Here is a 15,771-nt window from a genome sequence, read left to right on the forward strand (position 1 = left end):
TCGTTTGGTTGGACAAGGGCAGGGAATTGGCAGCTCGATGCGGAAAGCGAAAACGGAAGAAACCGATGGTGTCATCGGACGGGCCGATTATGCCAGCCCATATGAGCCTCGTCCCGTCAGCGTACCAGCGGGCTATCCCAAACGACGAACAACAGTGCCTTTAACTGGGCGAAGCGCTGCGGTCCGAGTTCGGTGCGCCACTCCTCCTCGATGTCGCGCAATATGTCGACCATTTTCCAGAAAGCGGCGTGGCCGCGCTCGGTGGACCGAACCACGCGCGCGCTGCCTTCACCGTCGGAGCGGACGAGGTAGCCGTAGCCTTCCAGACTGCTGAGCAACTGGTTGATGGCTTGCTTGCTCATGCCGGCCCGCTCGGCGATCGTGCCGGGCCGCGCCCCGTCCGGGCCGGGAAACTGCAGCACGGCCATGTGCGGCAGGCGCAATTCGTCGAAACCCGCGTCGTTGAGCTCCTTGATCAGCCGGCGCTGGATCGCCTGCGCCGGCACGCGCAACAGGGCGCCGATCAAAAGGTCCTCGGTCTTGGTCTGCAGAACTTCGGTGGACGTGGCCATTGACGATCCGGTAAATTGAGTTTACTGATTGCTAGTAAATGTAATTTACCGGAGGGGTTTGCGCAATGTCGTCCATGAATCTTCAGGTCAATCCAGCCGAAGAGGCCATCGGCGACAAGATGCTATCGATTCGCTTCCTGGTGACGGGCGACAGTTCGAACGGCAGCGTCGCCGCCTTCGAGTTGAAAGTGGCTGGCGGATCGCGGTTGCTGGCGCCGGCGCACAGCCACGATCATTATGAGGAGACGATCTACGGCGTTGACGGGGTGCTGACCTGGACCGTAGACGGCAAGGCGATCGATGTCGGAGCGGGAGAGGCGCTATGCATTCCACGCGGCGCCGTCCACCGGTTCGACAACAAGGGCGTCAACGACGCGACGGTACTATGTATCGTGACCCCGGCGGCGATCGGTCCGGACTATTTCCGCGAGATTTTCGCAATGTTCCATGCCGCCGTCGGTGGCCCGCCGGACAAGGCCAGCATGATGGAGATCATGCGTCGCCACGGGCTGACGCCGGCGGCACCGACACCGGTGTAGAACACGAGCGCTGGGCTGCGGCGGCTCTATTCCCGCTCCGCACTCGCAAACACCACCAGATTGCCATCGGGATCGCGCATGCGCATGATCCAGGAACGGCCGGCCTTCTCGATCGGGCCGGGTTCGAGGCCCGCATCCACCAGTCTCTGCCGTTCTGGCGCCAGGGGCAGCACGCCGAGCGTCACCGTCGAGGTGCCGGCTTTTTCCTTGTCCTCGAAGAGCTGCACCTCGGCGCTTTCCGTGAACTGCCATTCGGCAAGGCCAGGCATCGGCCGGCGCAGCGGCGGCTTGCCGAACAGTTTTCCATACCAGTCGATGCTGGGCTCGAGGTCGGAGCAGCTGACATGGGCGAAAACGGTCTGCACGGCCATCGCGATCCTCCATGGCGGTTGCACTCTTGTCGGAACGCGGTCATGGATGGTGTGTTCCGTTGCCCGGCGGCAGCGTGCCCCACTGCTGACGAAAATTGGCAGTGAAACATGCCATCATGATGCGGGGAATCGCACGATGCCGGAGGCAGGATGAGGGCGACGCCAGCGACAACGACACTGATCGGGCAGGTGCACTGATGGCACCCGTCAAGGTCGACCCCGACAAGGTGCGGGAATTTCCCCACGCGGCGAGCTTTTACGCCTGGCTCAGCGAACACCACGCCACGGAAACCGAAGTGTGGATCAAGGTGCATAAGGTGGGGTCGGGACTGAAGTCGATCACACCGAAGGAGGCCATCGATGTCGTGCTGTGCTTCGGCTGGATCGATGCCGTGCGCAAGGGGCTGGACGAGAACAGTTTCCTGCAGCGCTACACGCCGCGCGGCAAAAAAAGCATCTGGAGCAAGATCAACGTCGACAATGTGGCGCGCCTCGTCGAGGAGGGCCGCATGACCGGGCATGGACTGAGAGAGGTCGAGGCGGCCAAGGCCGACGGGCGCTGGGCGCGCGCCTATGGCAGCGGCAAGGAGATGAAGATCCCCGATGATCTGCAGGCGGCGATCGACGCCGAGCCGGCGGCGAAGGCGATGCTGGAAAAGCTCAGCGCGCAGAACCGCTTCGCGCTCGCCTTCCGCACCCACAACATGAAGACCGAGGCTGGCCGCAAGAAGAAGATCGAAGCCTTCGTCGCGATGCTGAAGCGCGGCGAGACGATCCATCGACAGGGGAAGAAGTAGGCCCTTCAGGCGCCCGAATGCGGGTCGCTGCCGTAGGGATGGACGGGGTAGCCGGGTCCGATGGCATCGCGTACGCGGTTGATCCATGCTGCGAACCCCGGATAGTCCGCGAGCGAAAAGCCGCAATCCCCGGCGCGGTGGCTGTAGGCATAGACGGCGATGTCGGCGATGGTGAGGTCGCTGCCGGCGAGAAACGGTGCCTCGCCAAGGCTGCGGTTCAAGGCGGCGAGCGTACGGGCTCCGGCTTCGCGCTTGCCGGCAACCATGGCCTGGTTACGGTCGAGCCGTCCGGTCAGGGTCCAGAAGCGCAGCGAACCGATGACGGGCTCGACGTTATATTGTTCGAAGAACAGCCACTGCATGACCTTGGCACGCCGGTAGCGGTCCGACGGCAGGAAGGGCGTGCCCTCGGCAAGGTAGGTGAGGATCGCATTGGATTCGGCGATGGCGCTGCCGTCCTCGAGTTGAAGGACCGGGACCGCGCCTGCCGGGTTGAGCGCCAGGAAGGCGTCGGTATGGCTCTCGCCCTCGAAAATCGAGACGGGGTGCGTGACGTGAGGGATCTTCAGCAGCCCTAGCAGGACCCGGACCTTCCAGCCGTTCTGCGACGGCAGATAATCGTGAAGCGTGAGCATGACCGGTCCTCTTGATGGGTGAACGATCGCATATAGCTGCGCCCGCCGACACCCGATTCCTGCGCAACCAACTCATGCGCGTCATCGCATGATGACTGCTATCTCCTCCCTCTAATAAAACAGGTCCACCCGTGCCATTTTTGCCCCGAGATGACCGACAAGGAGGCTTCCCATGAACACCCACAAAGTCGCCCTCGTCACCGGCGCAAATCGCGGCATCGGGCTTGAAACCGGGCGGCAACTCGCGGCGCTCGGCTTCACCGTTCTGCTCGGCGTGCGCGATCTCGCCAAGGGGGAGGCGGCGGCGAAAGGGCTCGATGGCGCTGTCGAGGCCATTGCGCTCGATGTCGCCGCGCCCGACGCTGCGGCGAGAGCAGCCGACGACGTGCAGCACCGGTTCGGCCGGCTCGACGTGCTGATCAACAACGCCGCCATCCACTACGACACCGGCTCGCGCGCCTTGCGGCCCGACTGGACTCTCATCCGCGAGGCGTTCGAGACCAATGTCTTCGGCGCCTGGCGGGTGGCCGCCGCCTTCGCGCCGCTGCTCGGGGCGGGCGGCCATGGCAGGCTGGTCAACGTCTCCTCCGAAGGCGGTTCGCTGACCTCGATGGGCGCGGGCGTGCCAGCCTATTCGACGTCGAAGGCGACGCTCAACGCACTGACCCGCGTGCTGGCGGCCGAACTGCGCGGCTCAGGCGTGCTTGTCAACGCGATCTGCCCGGCCCGCCCATGTCGGTGGCGCAAGGGGCGGCGGGCATCGTGTGGGCCGCGACCTTGCCCGACGACGGCCCGACTGGCGGCTTTTTTCGCGATGGCAAAAGGCTGCCGTGGTGACGGCGAGACGCGGGCAAGTTCGGGCGGCGCCCGGCATTGCGTAACGGCGTTCAGCATCTGAATCGGGAAATTGTGCCAAACGATTGTTTTCGCATCAATCTCGCCGGACATCCGTGCATCACCTCCTCCATGGCGGGTGGACGAAGGCCGGCATGGCGGCTATTTTTTCGAGCCCGCGACCAGATCGCGCGGCGCAATCGGTCGCCGGGAGCTGTTGCCGTTGAGAAGAATTGCTTCGTGGACGATGGCGCTGATCCTCGTTGCTGTCGCCGCGTGCGTCGGGGCTGGCGCCGCCGTCGGCCAGACACAAACGCCTGCCGAGCTGCCTTTGCCGCCGGACGTGTCGTCAAAGGACATATCGGTCGGGGTAAAGGCCGCGCCGCCCTTCGCCTTCAAGCTGCAGGACGGCACCTGGTCGGGATTGAGCATCGACCTCTGGCAGAAGATGGCCGGGCGGCTCAACCTTCGCTTCCACTATGTCGAAGTGCCTGGCGTGCAGGACCAGATCGACGGCGTCGTCAGCGGCAAATTCGACGTGGCGACGGCCGCGATCACGGTCACGGCAGACCGCGAAAAGGCCGTCGACTTCACGCAGCCCTTTTTCACGACCGGGCTCGGCATCGCTACACCGCTCAACAGCCAGCCGTCATGGCGGCCGATTTTGCACGCGCTGACCTCGTTCGGCTTCCTGCAGGCCGTGCTGGCGCTGATCGTCATCTCGGTCGTGGTCGGCGTCCTGATCTGGATGTTCGAACGCCGCCACAATGAGGATTTCGGCGGCGGCGTCGCCAAGGGCCTGTTTTCAAGTATGTGGTGGTCGACGATTGCCGCGACCCAGGCCAGCACCGGCGATTTCGGTCCGCGAACCGTGCCGGGACGTGTGCTGGCCGCGCTGTGGATGATGGGATCGATCATCGCCATCGCGGTGTTCACCGCCGGCGTCACATCGGTGCTGACCGTGACGCAGATGGAAGGCATGGTGCAGGGCGAAAGCGACCTCGCCACGGTCCGGGTCGGCGCCGTGCAGAATTCCTCGACCGCGTCCTACCTGGATGCCACCCATATCCGCCATCAGGACTTTGCCACCGTCCAGCAGGGCCTGGACACGCTGCGCGCCGGCAAGATCGATGCGCTGGTCCACGACAAGCCGCTGCTTGGCTGGCTGGTCGGACAGAACTACGGCGCGGGCCTGCGGGTCCTCGACGCGACCTTCGACCAGCAGCAATATGCCATCGCCCTGCCGCTCGGCAGTAGGCTTCGCAAGCCGCTTGACGTCGCCCTGCTGCAAACCATGGAAAGCGACTGGTGGAAACAGGCGGCCTTCCAGTATCTTGGCGAGAAATAGGCTATCGGCATGAGAGCGGGGGACGGACAGCTCGCGGCATTGCGCGCAAGAAAAAGCCGCCCTCTTTCAGGACGGGTCTTCGGGTGATGGCTGTCGTCACTGATCGAGGTCGACCGGGGTCACCCCGAGAAGCTTCAGGGCGTTGGCGTAGATCCGGATGCCTTGCGCCTGCTTGCTCCCGGCGCAGAACCGGTTCGCCTTGTCCTGCAGTGCCGTTACCTCGGCGATCTGGCTCGCACCGGCACCCGGTTTGGCCTTGGCCCGGATGGCCCCGTCGAGTTGAAGGCCGAGCCGGCTGCAATATTCGGTCCGGGTGACCGCCGCCTCCGCGTCCGACTGTACGACCGCAAGCATGGCGAGCGAAATGCCTGTCAGGGCACTCATCCATCCGGTCGAACGTCGTTGCATTGCAGGCACTATCCCTTGGCGTGTCTGGCGGCCGCTGCCCGGCTGCCACGGGGATGGTTATCGCAGACGATCTTTTCGCCAGTTTTTCCCGGATGTTGAATCTTGTTTCTGGAGTGTGTCTGGAGGCCGGGTTCACACTTCGTCGGCGTCGAACAGCAGCATCGTCAGATCGTCGTCGCCCGGGGCCAATATCCGCCGGTCGGCGGCGCAGGCAACGCCGACTTCGCTGGCGAACGCGGCGCGGATGTCGTCGAGGCTGTCGAAATACAATGTCCCCACAAGGTAAGGCATCTCGCCCGCCGAGAGTTTGACGATGGGCCGCCTGCTGACATCGTAGCGCCGCAGGCCGGGAAGCTTCTTGGCGAGCGGTATATGAACATCGAAATAGTGACGGTCGAACGCGGCCGGATCGGCCGGGGTTTTGTAGATCACAAGCATCTTGGCCATTGCCCGTATTCCTGTCCCGTTGATGTCGATGGTCAAGCCGTGCAGGCCGCCGAACCGAAGTCGTTTGACATTGTCGGATTTCGACCGCCGGTCGATTTTTATGTGCGCGGGCCGGGGGGCGAGGCTATGCGACAGCCGATTTCCGACTTGAGGAGATCGGCGCCTCGCGCTCCCGCGGGCATCTGCGGCGCTTCTGCCTCTTCCCCCGGCACCGTCATTCGCGTAAGGGCGCGGGAAAATTCCAATTCCGCATCGATACCCCCCGGAACATCATGATCAGACTTGAAAGCATAGGCAAGCAGAACGGCCGTCAGCTTGTCTTCATCGAGGCGTCGGCCTCCCTGCAGAGGGGCGAGAAGGTCGGCCTCGTCGGACCCAACGGTGCCGGCAAGACGACGCTGTTTCGCATGATCACCGGGCAGGAACAGCCCGATGAGGGCCAGGTGCAGGTCGATCGTGGCGTCACCATCGGCTATTTCAGCCAGGATGTCGGCGACATGGCGGGCCACAGCGCGGTCGCGGAAGTGATGAACGGTGCCGGACCGGTCAGCGACGTGGCGGCCGAGATGGCGGAACTCGAGGCGGCCATGGCCGATCCCGACCAGGCCGACCGGATGGACGAGATCATCGAACGATATGGCGAGGCGCAGCACCGCTTCGAGGAGCTCGACGGCTATGCGCTGGACGGCCGCGCGCGCGAAGTGCTGGACGGTCTCGGCTTCAGCCAGGAGATGATGGACGGCGATGTCGGCAAGCTGTCGGGCGGCTGGAAGATGCGCGTAGCGCTGGCCCGCATCCTGCTGATGCGCCCCGACGCCATGCTGCTCGACGAACCGTCGAACCATCTCGACCTCGAAAGCCTGATCTGGCTTGAGCAGTTCCTGAAGGGCTATGAAGGCGCGCTGCTGATGACCTCGCACGACCGCGAGTTCATGAACCGCATCGTCAACAAGATCGTCGAGATCGATGCGGGATCGCTCACCGCCTATTCCGGCAATTATGAATTCTACCAGCAGCAGCGGGCGATCGCCGACAAGCAGCAGCAGGCGCAGTTCGAGCGTCAGCAGGCGATGCTGGCCAAGGAGATCGCCTTCATCGAGCGCTTCAAGGCGCGTGCCTCGCATGCCGCGCAGGTGCAGAGCCGGGTGAAGAAGCTAGACAAAATCGACCGCGTCGAGCCGCCAAAGCGCCGCCAGGTGGTGAATTTCGAGTTCCAGCCGGCGCCGCGCTGCGGCGAGGACGTCGTCACCTTGAAGAACGTGCACAAGGCCTATGGCAGCCGCACCATCTACGAAGGGCTCGACTTCCAGGTCCGCCGCCGCGAGCGCTGGTGCATCATGGGCGTCAACGGCGCGGGTAAGTCGACGCTCCTGAAGCTGGTGGCCGGCGCCTCCGATCCCGATACCGGCACGGTGGCGCGGGGACCGAGCGTGAAAATGGGCTATTTCGCCCAGCACGCCATGGAGCTCCTGGAAGGCGAGCGCACCGTGTTCCAGACGCTGGAAGACAATTTCCCGCAGGCCGGCCAGGCGCCGCTTCGGGCACTTGCCGGCTGTTTCGGCTTTTCCGGCGACGAGATCGAGAAGAAATGCCGGGTGCTGTCAGGCGGCGAGAAGGCGCGGCTGGTGATGGCGCTGATGCTGTTCGACCCGCCCAACCTGCTGGTGCTGGACGAGCCGACCAACCACCTCGACATCACCACCAAGCAGATGCTGATCGAGGCGCTGTCGCAATATGAAGGCACGATGCTGTTCGTCTCGCACGACCGGCATTTCCTAGCCGCGCTGTCGAACCGCGTGCTCGAATTGACGCCCGAAGGCATCCACACCTATGGCGGCGGCTATTCGGAATATGTCGAGCGCACGGGACAGGAAGCGCCGGGGCTAAGGAGCTGAGCGGGTGGGGGCGCCGTTCGCCGAAGCGAGACCTAAAGCAGGCCGTGTTTCCTGAATTCGGCCTGCTCGTCCCCGCTGATCCAGCCGAACACCTTCAGCTTCCCGTCTCGCCTCTCGAGGAGATAGCTGACCTCGAAATCAAAAGTAATGAGCGCCGCCTTCTTGTTCTGGTACTCCCCGGACCATTGCACCTTTGCCACGCAGTGGTCTTGATCGATCGGCGTCACGGATACATCCCTGCACGTCATCTTCCCGGCGCCCATCGCCCTGTAGCCCTCGAAGCCCCTCTTCATGATTTCGATCAATTGCTTGCCGTTTTCGCCGGCCATTACCGCGCCAGGGGTGACTGAGATGAAAGCGGACGAATAGATGTCGGCGACATCCTCCAAACCGGCATCCGACAAGAGCGCGTCATTGTAGAATTTCGCATAGGCCTCGAAGAATTTCGCGACCTCGGCTTTGGCGATCATCGTCTTCCTCTCCCCCGAACGGGACGGGAAACCGCTTCACACTTCTCCGGGAACCGCTCCGAGGGGTAAGGCGCCTACCTCAGCGAGATGCTCATGCCGCTGAGATCCGCGTTCACTTGCAGACCCACCTGTCTGCCCGTGAGTTGGAGTTGGGCGCCCTTGTCGTTGGTCATCACGATCACCTGAGCGCCTCTGCCGAGCGTGCCGCCGCCGCCGGCCGCGCCATATACGCCAGCCACGTCCCGGGCGCGCCTGATGTGGCGCACGGTGCCCTGGAAATAGGTCTTGGAGACGCCGAAGGCGAGGCCGCCCGAGACGCCGCCGATCGAGATCGGATATTTCCGGCCATGGAAGGTCAGCGTGCCCTCGCCACCGGAGCCGCCGACGAAGAAAGCCGCCTTGTAGACGGAGAAGCGGATCGTGCCGCTGTCGGCATGCGCGGCGCTGGCAAGGCTGACGCCTGCCGTTGCGATCGCGGCTACGGCGATTGAACGAAATCCGGACGAAATAGTCATGATGGGAACTCCTGAAGGTGGCCGTCGGGAAGAATGGTCGGCGTGGCATCAAAGTTACAACTGAACAGTCTCGCCCATCATTGGTTCCAAGCGGCGGTCTGAATCTGGCAGCGGGAAGCCCGCCACGAAAAGAGGCCAGGCTCTCTGGTCGCGGCGGTCTTCTTGTGGGATGGAGACGTCGGTGTCCGCTCCACGGCGGTTGGCAAAGGGGTTCGGTATGAGAATTGCGACGGGGCTTGTAATGTCCGCATTGGCCGCGACAATGGCTGGATGCGCGACGTCTCCGGTCGACTATGGAGCCTCGCTTTCGCAGCAGGACCAGAAATGGGCGAAGCCGCAATGCCAGCAAGCCCGGGCGGCGGCTTCGGACTACGCGGTCCGCGAAAAACAGCACCCGGGTTGGGAATTCGTCGCACTTGGCCCCTACGGGTTGGGGATCATAGCGGCGACCAAGGAGCACGAGCAGAAGCAACGAAAGCTGCTCGCCCGCGACGTGCATCTGCAGTGTTCGAGCCTACCCCTTCCGAAGGAATTGCAAGGTGATTTGAGCCCTGCCAGTCCAACCCCGGCGAAATATCCATAGCCGGGAACGGTTGCGGATGCGACCCTCGACGAAAAACCGTTACACGCTTTTCCTGGGAGTTGCTCTAACGTAGCAATCCGTCCGCCTCGAATGTGTCCCAACCTTCGAGCTTTGGCGCATCGTCCTTTCCCGCATTTCTGGTCTTGCGGGCGTTGCCCGTCCGCTTGCCTGCCCGCGTCAGTGCGGCCTTGCCGGCCCCGCGCCGTCTGTTCTCGGACACTTCCAGCGCATCCTCCTCCCGCCAGGCGGTCGCCAGGTCACGATCGAGAACGTCCTCGATGTGGCGTGGATCGAAGACGTGGAAGGTCACAGCCTTGGATCGCCCGCGCATCTTCACGGTACGCGTGCCAATGCTTTTCAGGCGACCATCCCTGAGCCATTTGTGCCGCTCTCGGGAGGAGATGGTGAGGATGTCCTCTGCCTCCCGCGGAAGCACGGGCAGTGCCTCGATTCCCTCCAGCGTCCTGGAGATGGTTGCCGAGGCGGTCTTGAACGCATCCGCGTCGGTTCGCATCATGCGCAAGACGACGCGGCCCGTCTCGGCCTTGGCAAATTTCCGCACCGTCCACGGCAGGCGGGCCCGAACTTCGCGTTCGATCCCCTTCAGGCGCAAGGAAGACCCAAGCGTCGCCGCTGGCGGCAGCAGCCATTCGGCGACCATTGACGCGGTGCCCGTGCCTTCCTCGGCCGTGCGATCAGGGGCGGTGGCAATTTTCGCCGCGATGCCGCTCAGGATCTTCCGAATGGAGCCGCGCTTCTTGTCCGCCATGTTTCGTTTTCGCTCATCGAGTGCTTTCGTGGAAGCACAGTTCGCACAGCGGACAACCGAAATCAGGGTCGAACAGTTCCCTAGGCATGCGCAGGCGGAGGACTATTGACTTCATCTGGGCAACCCTCCATGCAAGCGGCCCTGGACAGGTGGTCCAACGAACCGCAGGGTGGTTCCAATATTGCGTCACGGATTTCGCAAGGAGCGCTTGCCCACAACGACAGGTCAGATCGTTGCGAAATTGAAATTCCCGAGGCGCTGACCACAGCTCTCTTCGTCCCATCGACGCCTGATCGACCGTTGGAATTGCACTTGGTCCGAGTCGGCGGGCGATCCTATTACCCTCGAGGCCGTGATGGCATGTGTTGGGCGAGGGCGCCCTGGACTGGGCCGCCGTCGATAAGCAAGAAGTCCGGTGCCGCTTTTGGCAAACACATCGTCCGGTGTTCCAGCATATTGTGCTGGCGAATAAGCTTGAGACAAGGCGGTTCCGAACAACAATGGCTAGGCGGTTTGCGTTTCTCCTGGTGCGCGACTTCACGCTGTCGCCGCTGTCGCTGTTCATCGACACGCTGCGGCTGGCGGGCGATGAGGGCGATCGCAGCCGCAGGATAGAGTTCGACTGGGAGATCGTCGGCGAACGCGGTCTGCCGATCCGGGCAAGTTGCGGCGTCGAACTGCTGCCGACCGGGGGGATCGGCAATCCCGAGGATTTCGATAATGTCGTCGTGGTCGGCGGCCTGCTCGACACCAACCGCAGCCTGAGTTCCGAAAAGGAGGCCTTCCTGTTGCGGGCCGCAGGGAAGGGCGTGCCGCTGACGGCGCTCTGCACGGGCAGCTTCGTGCTGGCGCGCTACGGCCTGCTCGATGGCTATAGCGCCGCCGTCAGCTGGTTCCACATCAAGGATTTCCGCAGCCGGTTCCCGGAGGTCAACGCCCATGCCGACAGCCTGTTTACCGTCGACCGTGGCCGCTCGACATGCGCGGGCGGCACGGGTGCCGCCGACCTTGCAGGCCATTTCGTGTCCGAGTTCATCGGCCGGAAGGCGGCGGAAAAGGCCGCCAAGATCCTGGTGCTCGACCGGATCAGAAGCAGCAGGGATGTGCAGCCCGTCGGCGACCTGTTTCCGGAGGCGTCGAGCCGGGCGGTGAAGCGCGCTTTGCTGTTGATGGAGAGCAACCTCCAGGAGACGCTGTCGGTCGCCGAGATCGCGACCCGCCTGAACTGCTCGCGGCGCCAGCTCGAACGGCTTTTCGGGCTGGAACTGGGCATCGGCCCGATGGCGGCATATCTCGCGTTACGAGTGCACCATGCGAAGTCGCTGCTCGAAGGCAGCGACCTGCAGATCGGCGAAATCGCCTACCGCTGCGGCTTTACCAATGCCGGCCATTTCAGCCGCGTGTTCCGCCAGCAGACCGGGACCACGCCAACCTATCTCAGGCATCCCAACCGCAGGCCCGGCGGCGCGACGATACAATGAAGTCCGCTACGTGCGGCGCCTATGAAATCCGCTGGCCGTCCTCGTCGAGCAGAACGCAGCCCTCGGGATCGAATCCGAGGTCGGCCGTCTCGCCTTCGCGAAGGACGCGGCCATTGATCGGCGCGTTGGCGCGGAGGCTGGTCTTGCCGCCGATGTCGATCTCGTAGATTGCGCTGCCGCCCAGATACGAGGCCGAGACGACACGACCAGTGAGCCGGTTGACGCTCGTTCCAGCACCGACCGAAAATTTCTGCGGCCGCACCACGACGGTGACCTTGCTGCCGTCGCCAAGCGGCCTTGGACAAGCCACGGTGATGGTCTGGCCGGTGGCAAGCACCACCGCTTGGCCGGACCTGCTCACGGTCCCGGCAAGCATGTTGGCCTTGCCGAGGAAGTCGGCGACGAAGGCCGTGGCCGGCGTCTCATAGACCTCCTCCGGAGTGCCGATCTGTTCCACCGCGCCGGCGTTCATCACCACGATGCGATCCGACATGGAGAGCGCTTCTTCCTGGTCGTGCGTGACGAAGATGGCGGTGATGCCCGTTTCCTTCTGGATCTTCTTGATCTCGACGCGCATCTCCTCGCGCATGTTGGCGTCCAGCGCCGATAGCGGTTCGTCCAGCAGCAGCACCTGCGGCTCGAAGACGATGGCGCGGGCAAGCGCGATGCGCTGCTGCTGCCCGCCCGACAGCTGCGACGGCAGCTTCTTCTCGCTGCCCGGCAGCCGCACCATTTCGAGCGCCTTGCCGACCCTGCGGGCGATCTCTGGCTTTGGCACGTTGCGGTACTTCAGGCCGAAGGCGACGTTGTCGAACACGTTCTTGTGCGGGAACAGCGCGTAGCTCTGGAAGACCAGCCCGATGTTGCGCTTATAGATCGGGACGTCGTCGACCCGCCGCCCGTCGATCATGATCTGGCCGCCCGAAATATCGACCAGGCCGGCGATGGAGCGCAGGATCGTGGTCTTGCCGCAACCCGAGGGGCCGAGCAGGGTGACGAAGCTGCCCTTGCGGATCGAGAGCGAGAAATCGCGCACCGCGACGAACTTGCCGTAGGCGATGTCGATGTCGCGGAACTCGACCGCCGGGCTGTTCGCCTCGGCGGCCGCGCTCGCGCCGGCTGCCCCGGCCTGGACAGGCCGGGGATGGAGTGTCGTTTCCTGGCTGTCAGGCACCCTTCGAGATCCTGTTCCACTGCTTGGTCCAGGCGTCCTCGTTGGTCGCCCAGTAGGTTGGATCGGCGAAGGTCAGCGATTTCATGGTGCCGGTCTTGTCGAACGCCGGCAGTTTCTCGATCTTCTCGGTCAGCTTGACCTTGTTCGGGTCGAGCGACGGCGGATAGCTCTGGCCCTCGGCCACCGCGATCGAGGTCGCCGGGTCGAGCATGAAGTTGATCAGCTCCTCGCACTCGGCCATGGGCGAGCCCTTCAGGATCAGCATGTCCTCCATCCAGGCGTAGGAGCCGGCCGGATCGAGATAGCCGATCGGATGGCCCTGGTCCTGCAGCGCGGCGACCCGTCCCGACCACGCATCGGTCACCACGATCTCGCCCTTGGAAAGCAGGTCCATCAGCTCCGCGCCGGAGCTCCAGAACTTCTTGGCGAGGTCGCGCGTCTCGCGCACCTTGGCCCAGATGGCATCCATGTCCTTGAGGTTATTGGGATCCTGCCCGGTGGCAAGCGCCGCATACCAGACGCGCGTCGTCATGTCGGAATAGCCGCCGACCTTGCCGGCATATTTCTTGTCGAGAAGCAGGGCCGCGCCTTTTTCCTTGGCTTCCTCCGGCGAGATCACCTTGGTGTTGTAGGCGATACCCGTCGTGCCATAGTCGTAGGGTATGGCCGAAAGCTTTGGCGTCAGCTTGCGGAACGGCTCGATCATCGGCTGCAGCACATTCGCCATGTTGGGAATGTTGGCCTCGTTGATCTCCGAGGTCAGGCCGGCGTTCACATATTTGATGTAGTAGTTGACGCCCGAGGAATGGATGACCTGGTAGTCGCCGGGCTTGGCGGTCTTGATCTTGGTGATGATCTCGTCCTCGTCGCCGAACGTGCCCTGGACCACCTTGATCTTGGTCTTGGTCGTGTAGGGCTGGAAGGCGAACTTGTCGATCGCGTCCTGCACCGTGCCGCCCCAGCCGTCGAAGCGAACCTCCTGGACCGCGGCGAGCGCCCGGCCCATCCACGGTATGGAAAGGCCCGCCGATGCCGCCGCGGCGGCGGTCAGTGTCAGGAAAGTGCGGCGGCTCAGGTCGCCGTTGGCGTATCGGTCGTGCAGCCGTTCCAGCCGCTTCGTGGTGGTGAGTTTCATTGTGTTTCCTCCTTTGGTTCGCCACGTCTTCTCAGTTTTGTCAGGCTTTGCAGGATCAGGCCGCCAATCAGCGGGATGCCGACGGTCACAAGGATCATCACGGTGCCGAGTGCGTTGATTTCCGGACTGATCGAGATCTTGAGCATGGAAAGGATCTGGGTGGGCATGGTCTCGACGCCGGCCGGCCGCCAGAACAGGCTGGCCGAGGTGTTGTCGAACGAGATGGTGAAGGCGAGCAGCGCGCCGCCCACCACGGCCGGAATGAGCAGCGGCAGCGTGATCTCGCGGAACGACGAAAAGCGCGAGGCGCCGAGCGACAGCGCCGCCTCCTCATAGACGCGCCGGATGCCGATCATGCGCGCCTGCGCGATCAGCACTACATAGGGCACGGCAAGCAGGATATGACCGAGCACCAGGAGCAGCATGGTCCTCGGCTGGTCGACCGCCTTGATCAGCACCAGCAGGCCGACGCCGAGGATGGTTTCGGGCACCAGCGCCGGCAGGATCACCAGCGTGCTCAGCGCCTGCTTGCCGCGAAAATCGAAGCGCACCAAGGCAAATGCCGTGGTGACGCCGACGGCGGTGGTGACGATCGCGGTGACCAAGGCGATCCACAAGGACGTGCGAAAGGCGGCCAGCACCGCCTCGTTGGCCATCAGCTTGCCGTACCATTGCAGGCTGAAGCCGGTCATCGGGAAGCCGCCGAACATCGAGGCGTTGAACGACAGGATCACCGTCGCCACGATCGGCGCGAACATGAAGATGTAGACGCAGACCGTGACGAAGCCGGTCAGCCGCCAGGCCCATCTGCCTTCCTGCTTGCGCCTTGTTCCTCTCATCCGCCAAGCCCCATCATCCGCCAAGCCCTTTGAGGATCTGCGACATGCCCATGTAGCGCGTGTAGACGGCGGCGAAGAAGCCGAGCACGACGAACAGCACGATCGAAAGCGTGGCGCCCATCGGCCAGTTCAGCTCGCCCATGATGGTGTCGTAGATCAGGTTGCCGAACAGCGCGTCGCGGCCCGAGCCGAGAAGCTGCGGCGTCACATAGCTGCCGGCGGCCAGCACGAAGCAGAGCAGCAGGCCCGCCGCAAGGCCTGGCAGCGACAGCGGCAGCGTGACCTCTCGGAACGCCTGCGCGCTCGTGCAGCCCATCGAGCGGGCCGCCGAAATCAACGTGCGATCAATGCTCTCCAGGCTGACATAGACGTTGAGGATCATGTAGGGCAGCAGAAAATGCAGCATGCCCAGGATGACCGCGCCCTCGTTATAGAGCATCGGCAACGGCTCGTTGATGATGCCCATTTTGAGCAGCGCGACATTGATGACGCCCTGTTCGCCCAGGATGTTGATCCAGGAGAAGGTGCGGATGGTGAAGCTGATCCAGAACGGCACGATCAGCAAAAGCAACAGCAGCCATTTGTGCTTGAAGGTCGTGGCCCAGATGAAATAGGCGGGAAAATAGCCGAGCACACCGCAAAGCAGCGCCGTCATGGCCCCGACTCTCAAGGTCTTCAGAAGGAAGCCGTGATAGTAGCTGTCGGTGAGGAATTCATGCCAGTTCGCGGTCGTCAACGCGCTCGTTTCCACGCCGGCGGTGACGAAGGTGAAGAAGGTGTAGGCGCCCATCACGGCGATCGGCAGCACCAGGAAGAAGATCAGCAGCAGGAGCACCGGTGCGACGAGCATCCAGGCCAGCCGTGGATCATACAATGTCCATCGTCGTTTCATGAGCACCCGGAGCGCTTTCTTTGAAGCGCCTGTTTTGTTCCCGGGCCAAGATTGAGGGATTGGAGGC

Annotated in this window: 19 protein-coding genes; 7 read left to right on the forward strand and 12 right to left on the reverse strand. The window is 63.4% G+C overall.

Annotated features, from left to right (window positions below):
- Window positions 1-116: 116 nt before the first annotated feature.
- On the reverse strand, window positions 117-572 hold the full coding sequence (locus tag FJ941_RS21100; RefSeq protein ID WP_027144235.1) for a MarR family winged helix-turn-helix transcriptional regulator: 456 nt from the start codon (window positions 570-572) through the stop codon (window positions 117-119).
- Window positions 573-637: 65 nt separating this feature from the next.
- Between FJ941_RS21100 and FJ941_RS21105 the strand changes: the two genes are divergently transcribed.
- A complete protein-coding gene (locus tag FJ941_RS21105; protein WP_140508591.1) occupies window positions 638-1,111 on the forward strand; it encodes a cupin domain-containing protein in 474 nt (157 codons plus the stop codon).
- Between the two features lie 26 nt (window positions 1,112-1,137).
- On the opposite strand, the gene FJ941_RS21110 is transcribed toward FJ941_RS21105, so the two are convergent.
- The gene (locus FJ941_RS21110; RefSeq protein WP_140508593.1) at window positions 1,138-1,482 is read right to left on the reverse strand and encodes a VOC family protein; all 345 of its coding nucleotides are present in this window, start codon (window positions 1,480-1,482) and stop codon (window positions 1,138-1,140) included.
- Window positions 1,483-1,679: 197 nt separating this feature from the next.
- Here FJ941_RS21110 and FJ941_RS21115 point away from each other — a divergent pair, with 197 nt between their 5' ends.
- Window positions 1,680-2,279: a YdeI/OmpD-associated family protein gene (locus tag FJ941_RS21115; RefSeq protein WP_140508595.1), complete on the forward strand. Its 600-nt coding sequence runs from the start codon at window positions 1,680-1,682 to the stop codon at window positions 2,277-2,279.
- A 5-nt stretch (window positions 2,280-2,284) separates the two neighbouring features.
- Here the strand turns inward: FJ941_RS21115 and FJ941_RS21120 are convergent, their stop codons facing one another.
- Window positions 2,285-2,914 (reverse strand): glutathione S-transferase family protein, encoded by a 630-nt coding sequence (locus FJ941_RS21120; RefSeq protein WP_140508597.1) that lies wholly within the window; start codon window positions 2,912-2,914, stop codon window positions 2,285-2,287.
- A gap of 172 nt (window positions 2,915-3,086) precedes the next feature.
- Here FJ941_RS21120 and FJ941_RS21125 point away from each other — a divergent pair, with 172 nt between their 5' ends.
- A complete protein-coding gene (locus tag FJ941_RS21125; protein ID WP_246673912.1) occupies window positions 3,087-3,812 on the forward strand; it encodes an SDR family NAD(P)-dependent oxidoreductase in 726 nt (241 codons plus the stop codon).
- Between the two features lie 159 nt (window positions 3,813-3,971).
- Entirely contained in the window at window positions 3,972-5,096 is a 1,125-nt protein-coding gene (locus FJ941_RS21130) for a transporter substrate-binding domain-containing protein (protein ID WP_246673915.1), read from the forward strand.
- A gap of 96 nt (window positions 5,097-5,192) precedes the next feature.
- Here the strand turns inward: FJ941_RS21130 and FJ941_RS21135 are convergent, their stop codons facing one another.
- Both FJ941_RS21135 and FJ941_RS21140 read right to left on the reverse strand, forming a co-directional pair.
- Window positions 5,193-5,504 carry a hypothetical protein gene (locus tag FJ941_RS21135; RefSeq protein ID WP_181169904.1) on the reverse strand — a complete coding sequence of 104 codons (312 nt, stop codon included), beginning with the start codon at window positions 5,502-5,504 and terminating at the stop codon, window positions 5,193-5,195.
- A gap of 132 nt (window positions 5,505-5,636) precedes the next feature.
- Window positions 5,637-5,951, reverse strand: a complete 315-nt coding sequence (locus tag FJ941_RS21140) for an EthD family reductase (RefSeq protein WP_015316871.1) — start codon at window positions 5,949-5,951, stop codon at window positions 5,637-5,639.
- A 272-nt stretch (window positions 5,952-6,223) separates the two neighbouring features.
- Here FJ941_RS21140 and FJ941_RS21145 point away from each other — a divergent pair, with 272 nt between their 5' ends.
- On the forward strand, window positions 6,224-7,846 hold the full coding sequence (locus FJ941_RS21145; RefSeq protein WP_140508599.1) for an ABC-F family ATP-binding cassette domain-containing protein: 1,623 nt from the start codon (window positions 6,224-6,226) through the stop codon (window positions 7,844-7,846).
- Between the two features lie 32 nt (window positions 7,847-7,878).
- Here FJ941_RS21145 and FJ941_RS21150 read toward each other — a convergent pair whose 3' ends face one another.
- Together FJ941_RS21150 and FJ941_RS21155 are read right to left on the reverse strand one after the other, a co-directional pair.
- On the reverse strand, window positions 7,879-8,316 hold the full coding sequence (locus FJ941_RS21150; protein WP_140508601.1) for a nuclear transport factor 2 family protein: 438 nt from the start codon (window positions 8,314-8,316) through the stop codon (window positions 7,879-7,881).
- A gap of 74 nt (window positions 8,317-8,390) precedes the next feature.
- The gene (locus FJ941_RS21155; RefSeq protein ID WP_140508603.1) at window positions 8,391-8,831 is read right to left on the reverse strand and encodes a hypothetical protein; all 441 of its coding nucleotides are present in this window, start codon (window positions 8,829-8,831) and stop codon (window positions 8,391-8,393) included.
- A gap of 217 nt (window positions 8,832-9,048) precedes the next feature.
- On the opposite strand from FJ941_RS21155, the gene FJ941_RS21160 reads away from it, so the two are divergent.
- Complete coding sequence (locus FJ941_RS21160) at window positions 9,049-9,414, forward strand: hypothetical protein (RefSeq protein WP_140508687.1); 366 nt, start codon at window positions 9,049-9,051, stop codon at window positions 9,412-9,414.
- Window positions 9,415-9,478: 64 nt separating this feature from the next.
- Here the strand turns inward: FJ941_RS21160 and FJ941_RS21165 are convergent, their stop codons facing one another.
- Window positions 9,479-10,183 carry a hypothetical protein gene (locus FJ941_RS21165; RefSeq protein ID WP_140508605.1) on the reverse strand — a complete coding sequence of 235 codons (705 nt, stop codon included), beginning with the start codon at window positions 10,181-10,183 and terminating at the stop codon, window positions 9,479-9,481.
- Between the two features lie 500 nt (window positions 10,184-10,683).
- Here FJ941_RS21165 and FJ941_RS21170 point away from each other — a divergent pair, with 500 nt between their 5' ends.
- Complete coding sequence (locus tag FJ941_RS21170) at window positions 10,684-11,664, forward strand: GlxA family transcriptional regulator (RefSeq protein ID WP_140508607.1); 981 nt, start codon at window positions 10,684-10,686, stop codon at window positions 11,662-11,664.
- Between the two features lie 19 nt (window positions 11,665-11,683).
- On the opposite strand, the gene FJ941_RS21175 is transcribed toward FJ941_RS21170, so the two are convergent.
- From FJ941_RS21175 to FJ941_RS21190, 4 genes are read right to left on the reverse strand one after another with little or no spacing between them, the layout of a single operon-like run.
- Entirely contained in the window at window positions 11,684-12,838 is a 1,155-nt protein-coding gene (locus tag FJ941_RS21175) for an ABC transporter ATP-binding protein (protein WP_140508609.1), read from the reverse strand.
- On the reverse strand, window positions 12,831-13,973 hold the full coding sequence (locus FJ941_RS21180) for an ABC transporter substrate-binding protein (RefSeq protein WP_140508611.1): 1,143 nt from the start codon (window positions 13,971-13,973) through the stop codon (window positions 12,831-12,833). Before FJ941_RS21180 ends, FJ941_RS21175 begins: the two co-directional genes overlap by 8 nt.
- A complete protein-coding gene (locus FJ941_RS21185) occupies window positions 13,970-14,812 on the reverse strand; it encodes an ABC transporter permease (RefSeq protein WP_140508613.1) in 843 nt (280 codons plus the stop codon). Before FJ941_RS21185 ends, FJ941_RS21180 begins: the two co-directional genes overlap by 4 nt.
- A 13-nt stretch (window positions 14,813-14,825) precedes the next feature.
- Window positions 14,826-15,662, reverse strand: coding sequence for an ABC transporter permease (locus tag FJ941_RS21190; RefSeq protein ID WP_246673916.1), 837 nt, complete (start codon window positions 15,660-15,662; stop codon window positions 14,826-14,828).
- Between the last annotated feature and the right edge of the window lie 109 nt (window positions 15,663-15,771).

This window comes from Mesorhizobium sp. B2-3-13, from assembly GCF_006442195.1.
GTDB lineage: Bacteria > Pseudomonadota > Alphaproteobacteria > Rhizobiales > Rhizobiaceae > Mesorhizobium > Mesorhizobium salmacidum.

Bases quoted from the DNA above. Each gene is read 5' to 3' on its own strand.
- FJ941_RS21100 (WP_027144235.1), bottom strand. From the start codon at position 572: ATGGCCACGTCCACCGAAGTTCTGCAGACCAAGACCGAGGACCTTTTG.
- FJ941_RS21105 (WP_140508591.1), top strand. From the start codon at position 638: ATGTCGTCCATGAATCTTCAGGTCAATCCAGCCGAAGAGGCCATCGGC.
- FJ941_RS21110 (WP_140508593.1), bottom strand. From the start codon at position 1,482: ATGGCCGTGCAGACCGTTTTCGCCCATGTCAGCTGCTCCGACCTCGAG.
- FJ941_RS21115 (WP_140508595.1), top strand. From the start codon at position 1,680: ATGGCACCCGTCAAGGTCGACCCCGACAAGGTGCGGGAATTTCCCCAC.
- FJ941_RS21120 (WP_140508597.1), bottom strand. From the start codon at position 2,914: ATGCTCACGCTTCACGATTATCTGCCGTCGCAGAACGGCTGGAAGGTC.
- FJ941_RS21125 (WP_246673912.1), top strand. From the start codon at position 3,087: ATGAACACCCACAAAGTCGCCCTCGTCACCGGCGCAAATCGCGGCATC.
- FJ941_RS21135 (WP_181169904.1), bottom strand. From the start codon at position 5,504: ATGCAACGACGTTCGACCGGATGGATGAGTGCCCTGACAGGCATTTCG.
- FJ941_RS21140 (WP_015316871.1), bottom strand. From the start codon at position 5,951: ATGGCCAAGATGCTTGTGATCTACAAAACCCCGGCCGATCCGGCCGCG.
- FJ941_RS21145 (WP_140508599.1), top strand. From the start codon at position 6,224: ATGATCAGACTTGAAAGCATAGGCAAGCAGAACGGCCGTCAGCTTGTC.
- FJ941_RS21150 (WP_140508601.1), bottom strand. From the start codon at position 8,316: ATGATCGCCAAAGCCGAGGTCGCGAAATTCTTCGAGGCCTATGCGAAA.
- FJ941_RS21155 (WP_140508603.1), bottom strand. From the start codon at position 8,831: ATGACTATTTCGTCCGGATTTCGTTCAATCGCCGTAGCCGCGATCGCA.
- FJ941_RS21160 (WP_140508687.1), top strand. From the start codon at position 9,049: ATGAGAATTGCGACGGGGCTTGTAATGTCCGCATTGGCCGCGACAATG.
- FJ941_RS21165 (WP_140508605.1), bottom strand. From the start codon at position 10,183: ATGGCGGACAAGAAGCGCGGCTCCATTCGGAAGATCCTGAGCGGCATC.
- FJ941_RS21170 (WP_140508607.1), top strand. From the start codon at position 10,684: ATGGCTAGGCGGTTTGCGTTTCTCCTGGTGCGCGACTTCACGCTGTCG.
- FJ941_RS21180 (WP_140508611.1), bottom strand. From the start codon at position 13,973: ATGAAACTCACCACCACGAAGCGGCTGGAACGGCTGCACGACCGATAC.
- FJ941_RS21185 (WP_140508613.1), bottom strand. From the start codon at position 14,812: ATGAGAGGAACAAGGCGCAAGCAGGAAGGCAGATGGGCCTGGCGGCTG.
- FJ941_RS21190 (WP_246673916.1), bottom strand. From the start codon at position 15,662: ATGCTCGTCGCACCGGTGCTCCTGCTGCTGATCTTCTTCCTGGTGCTG.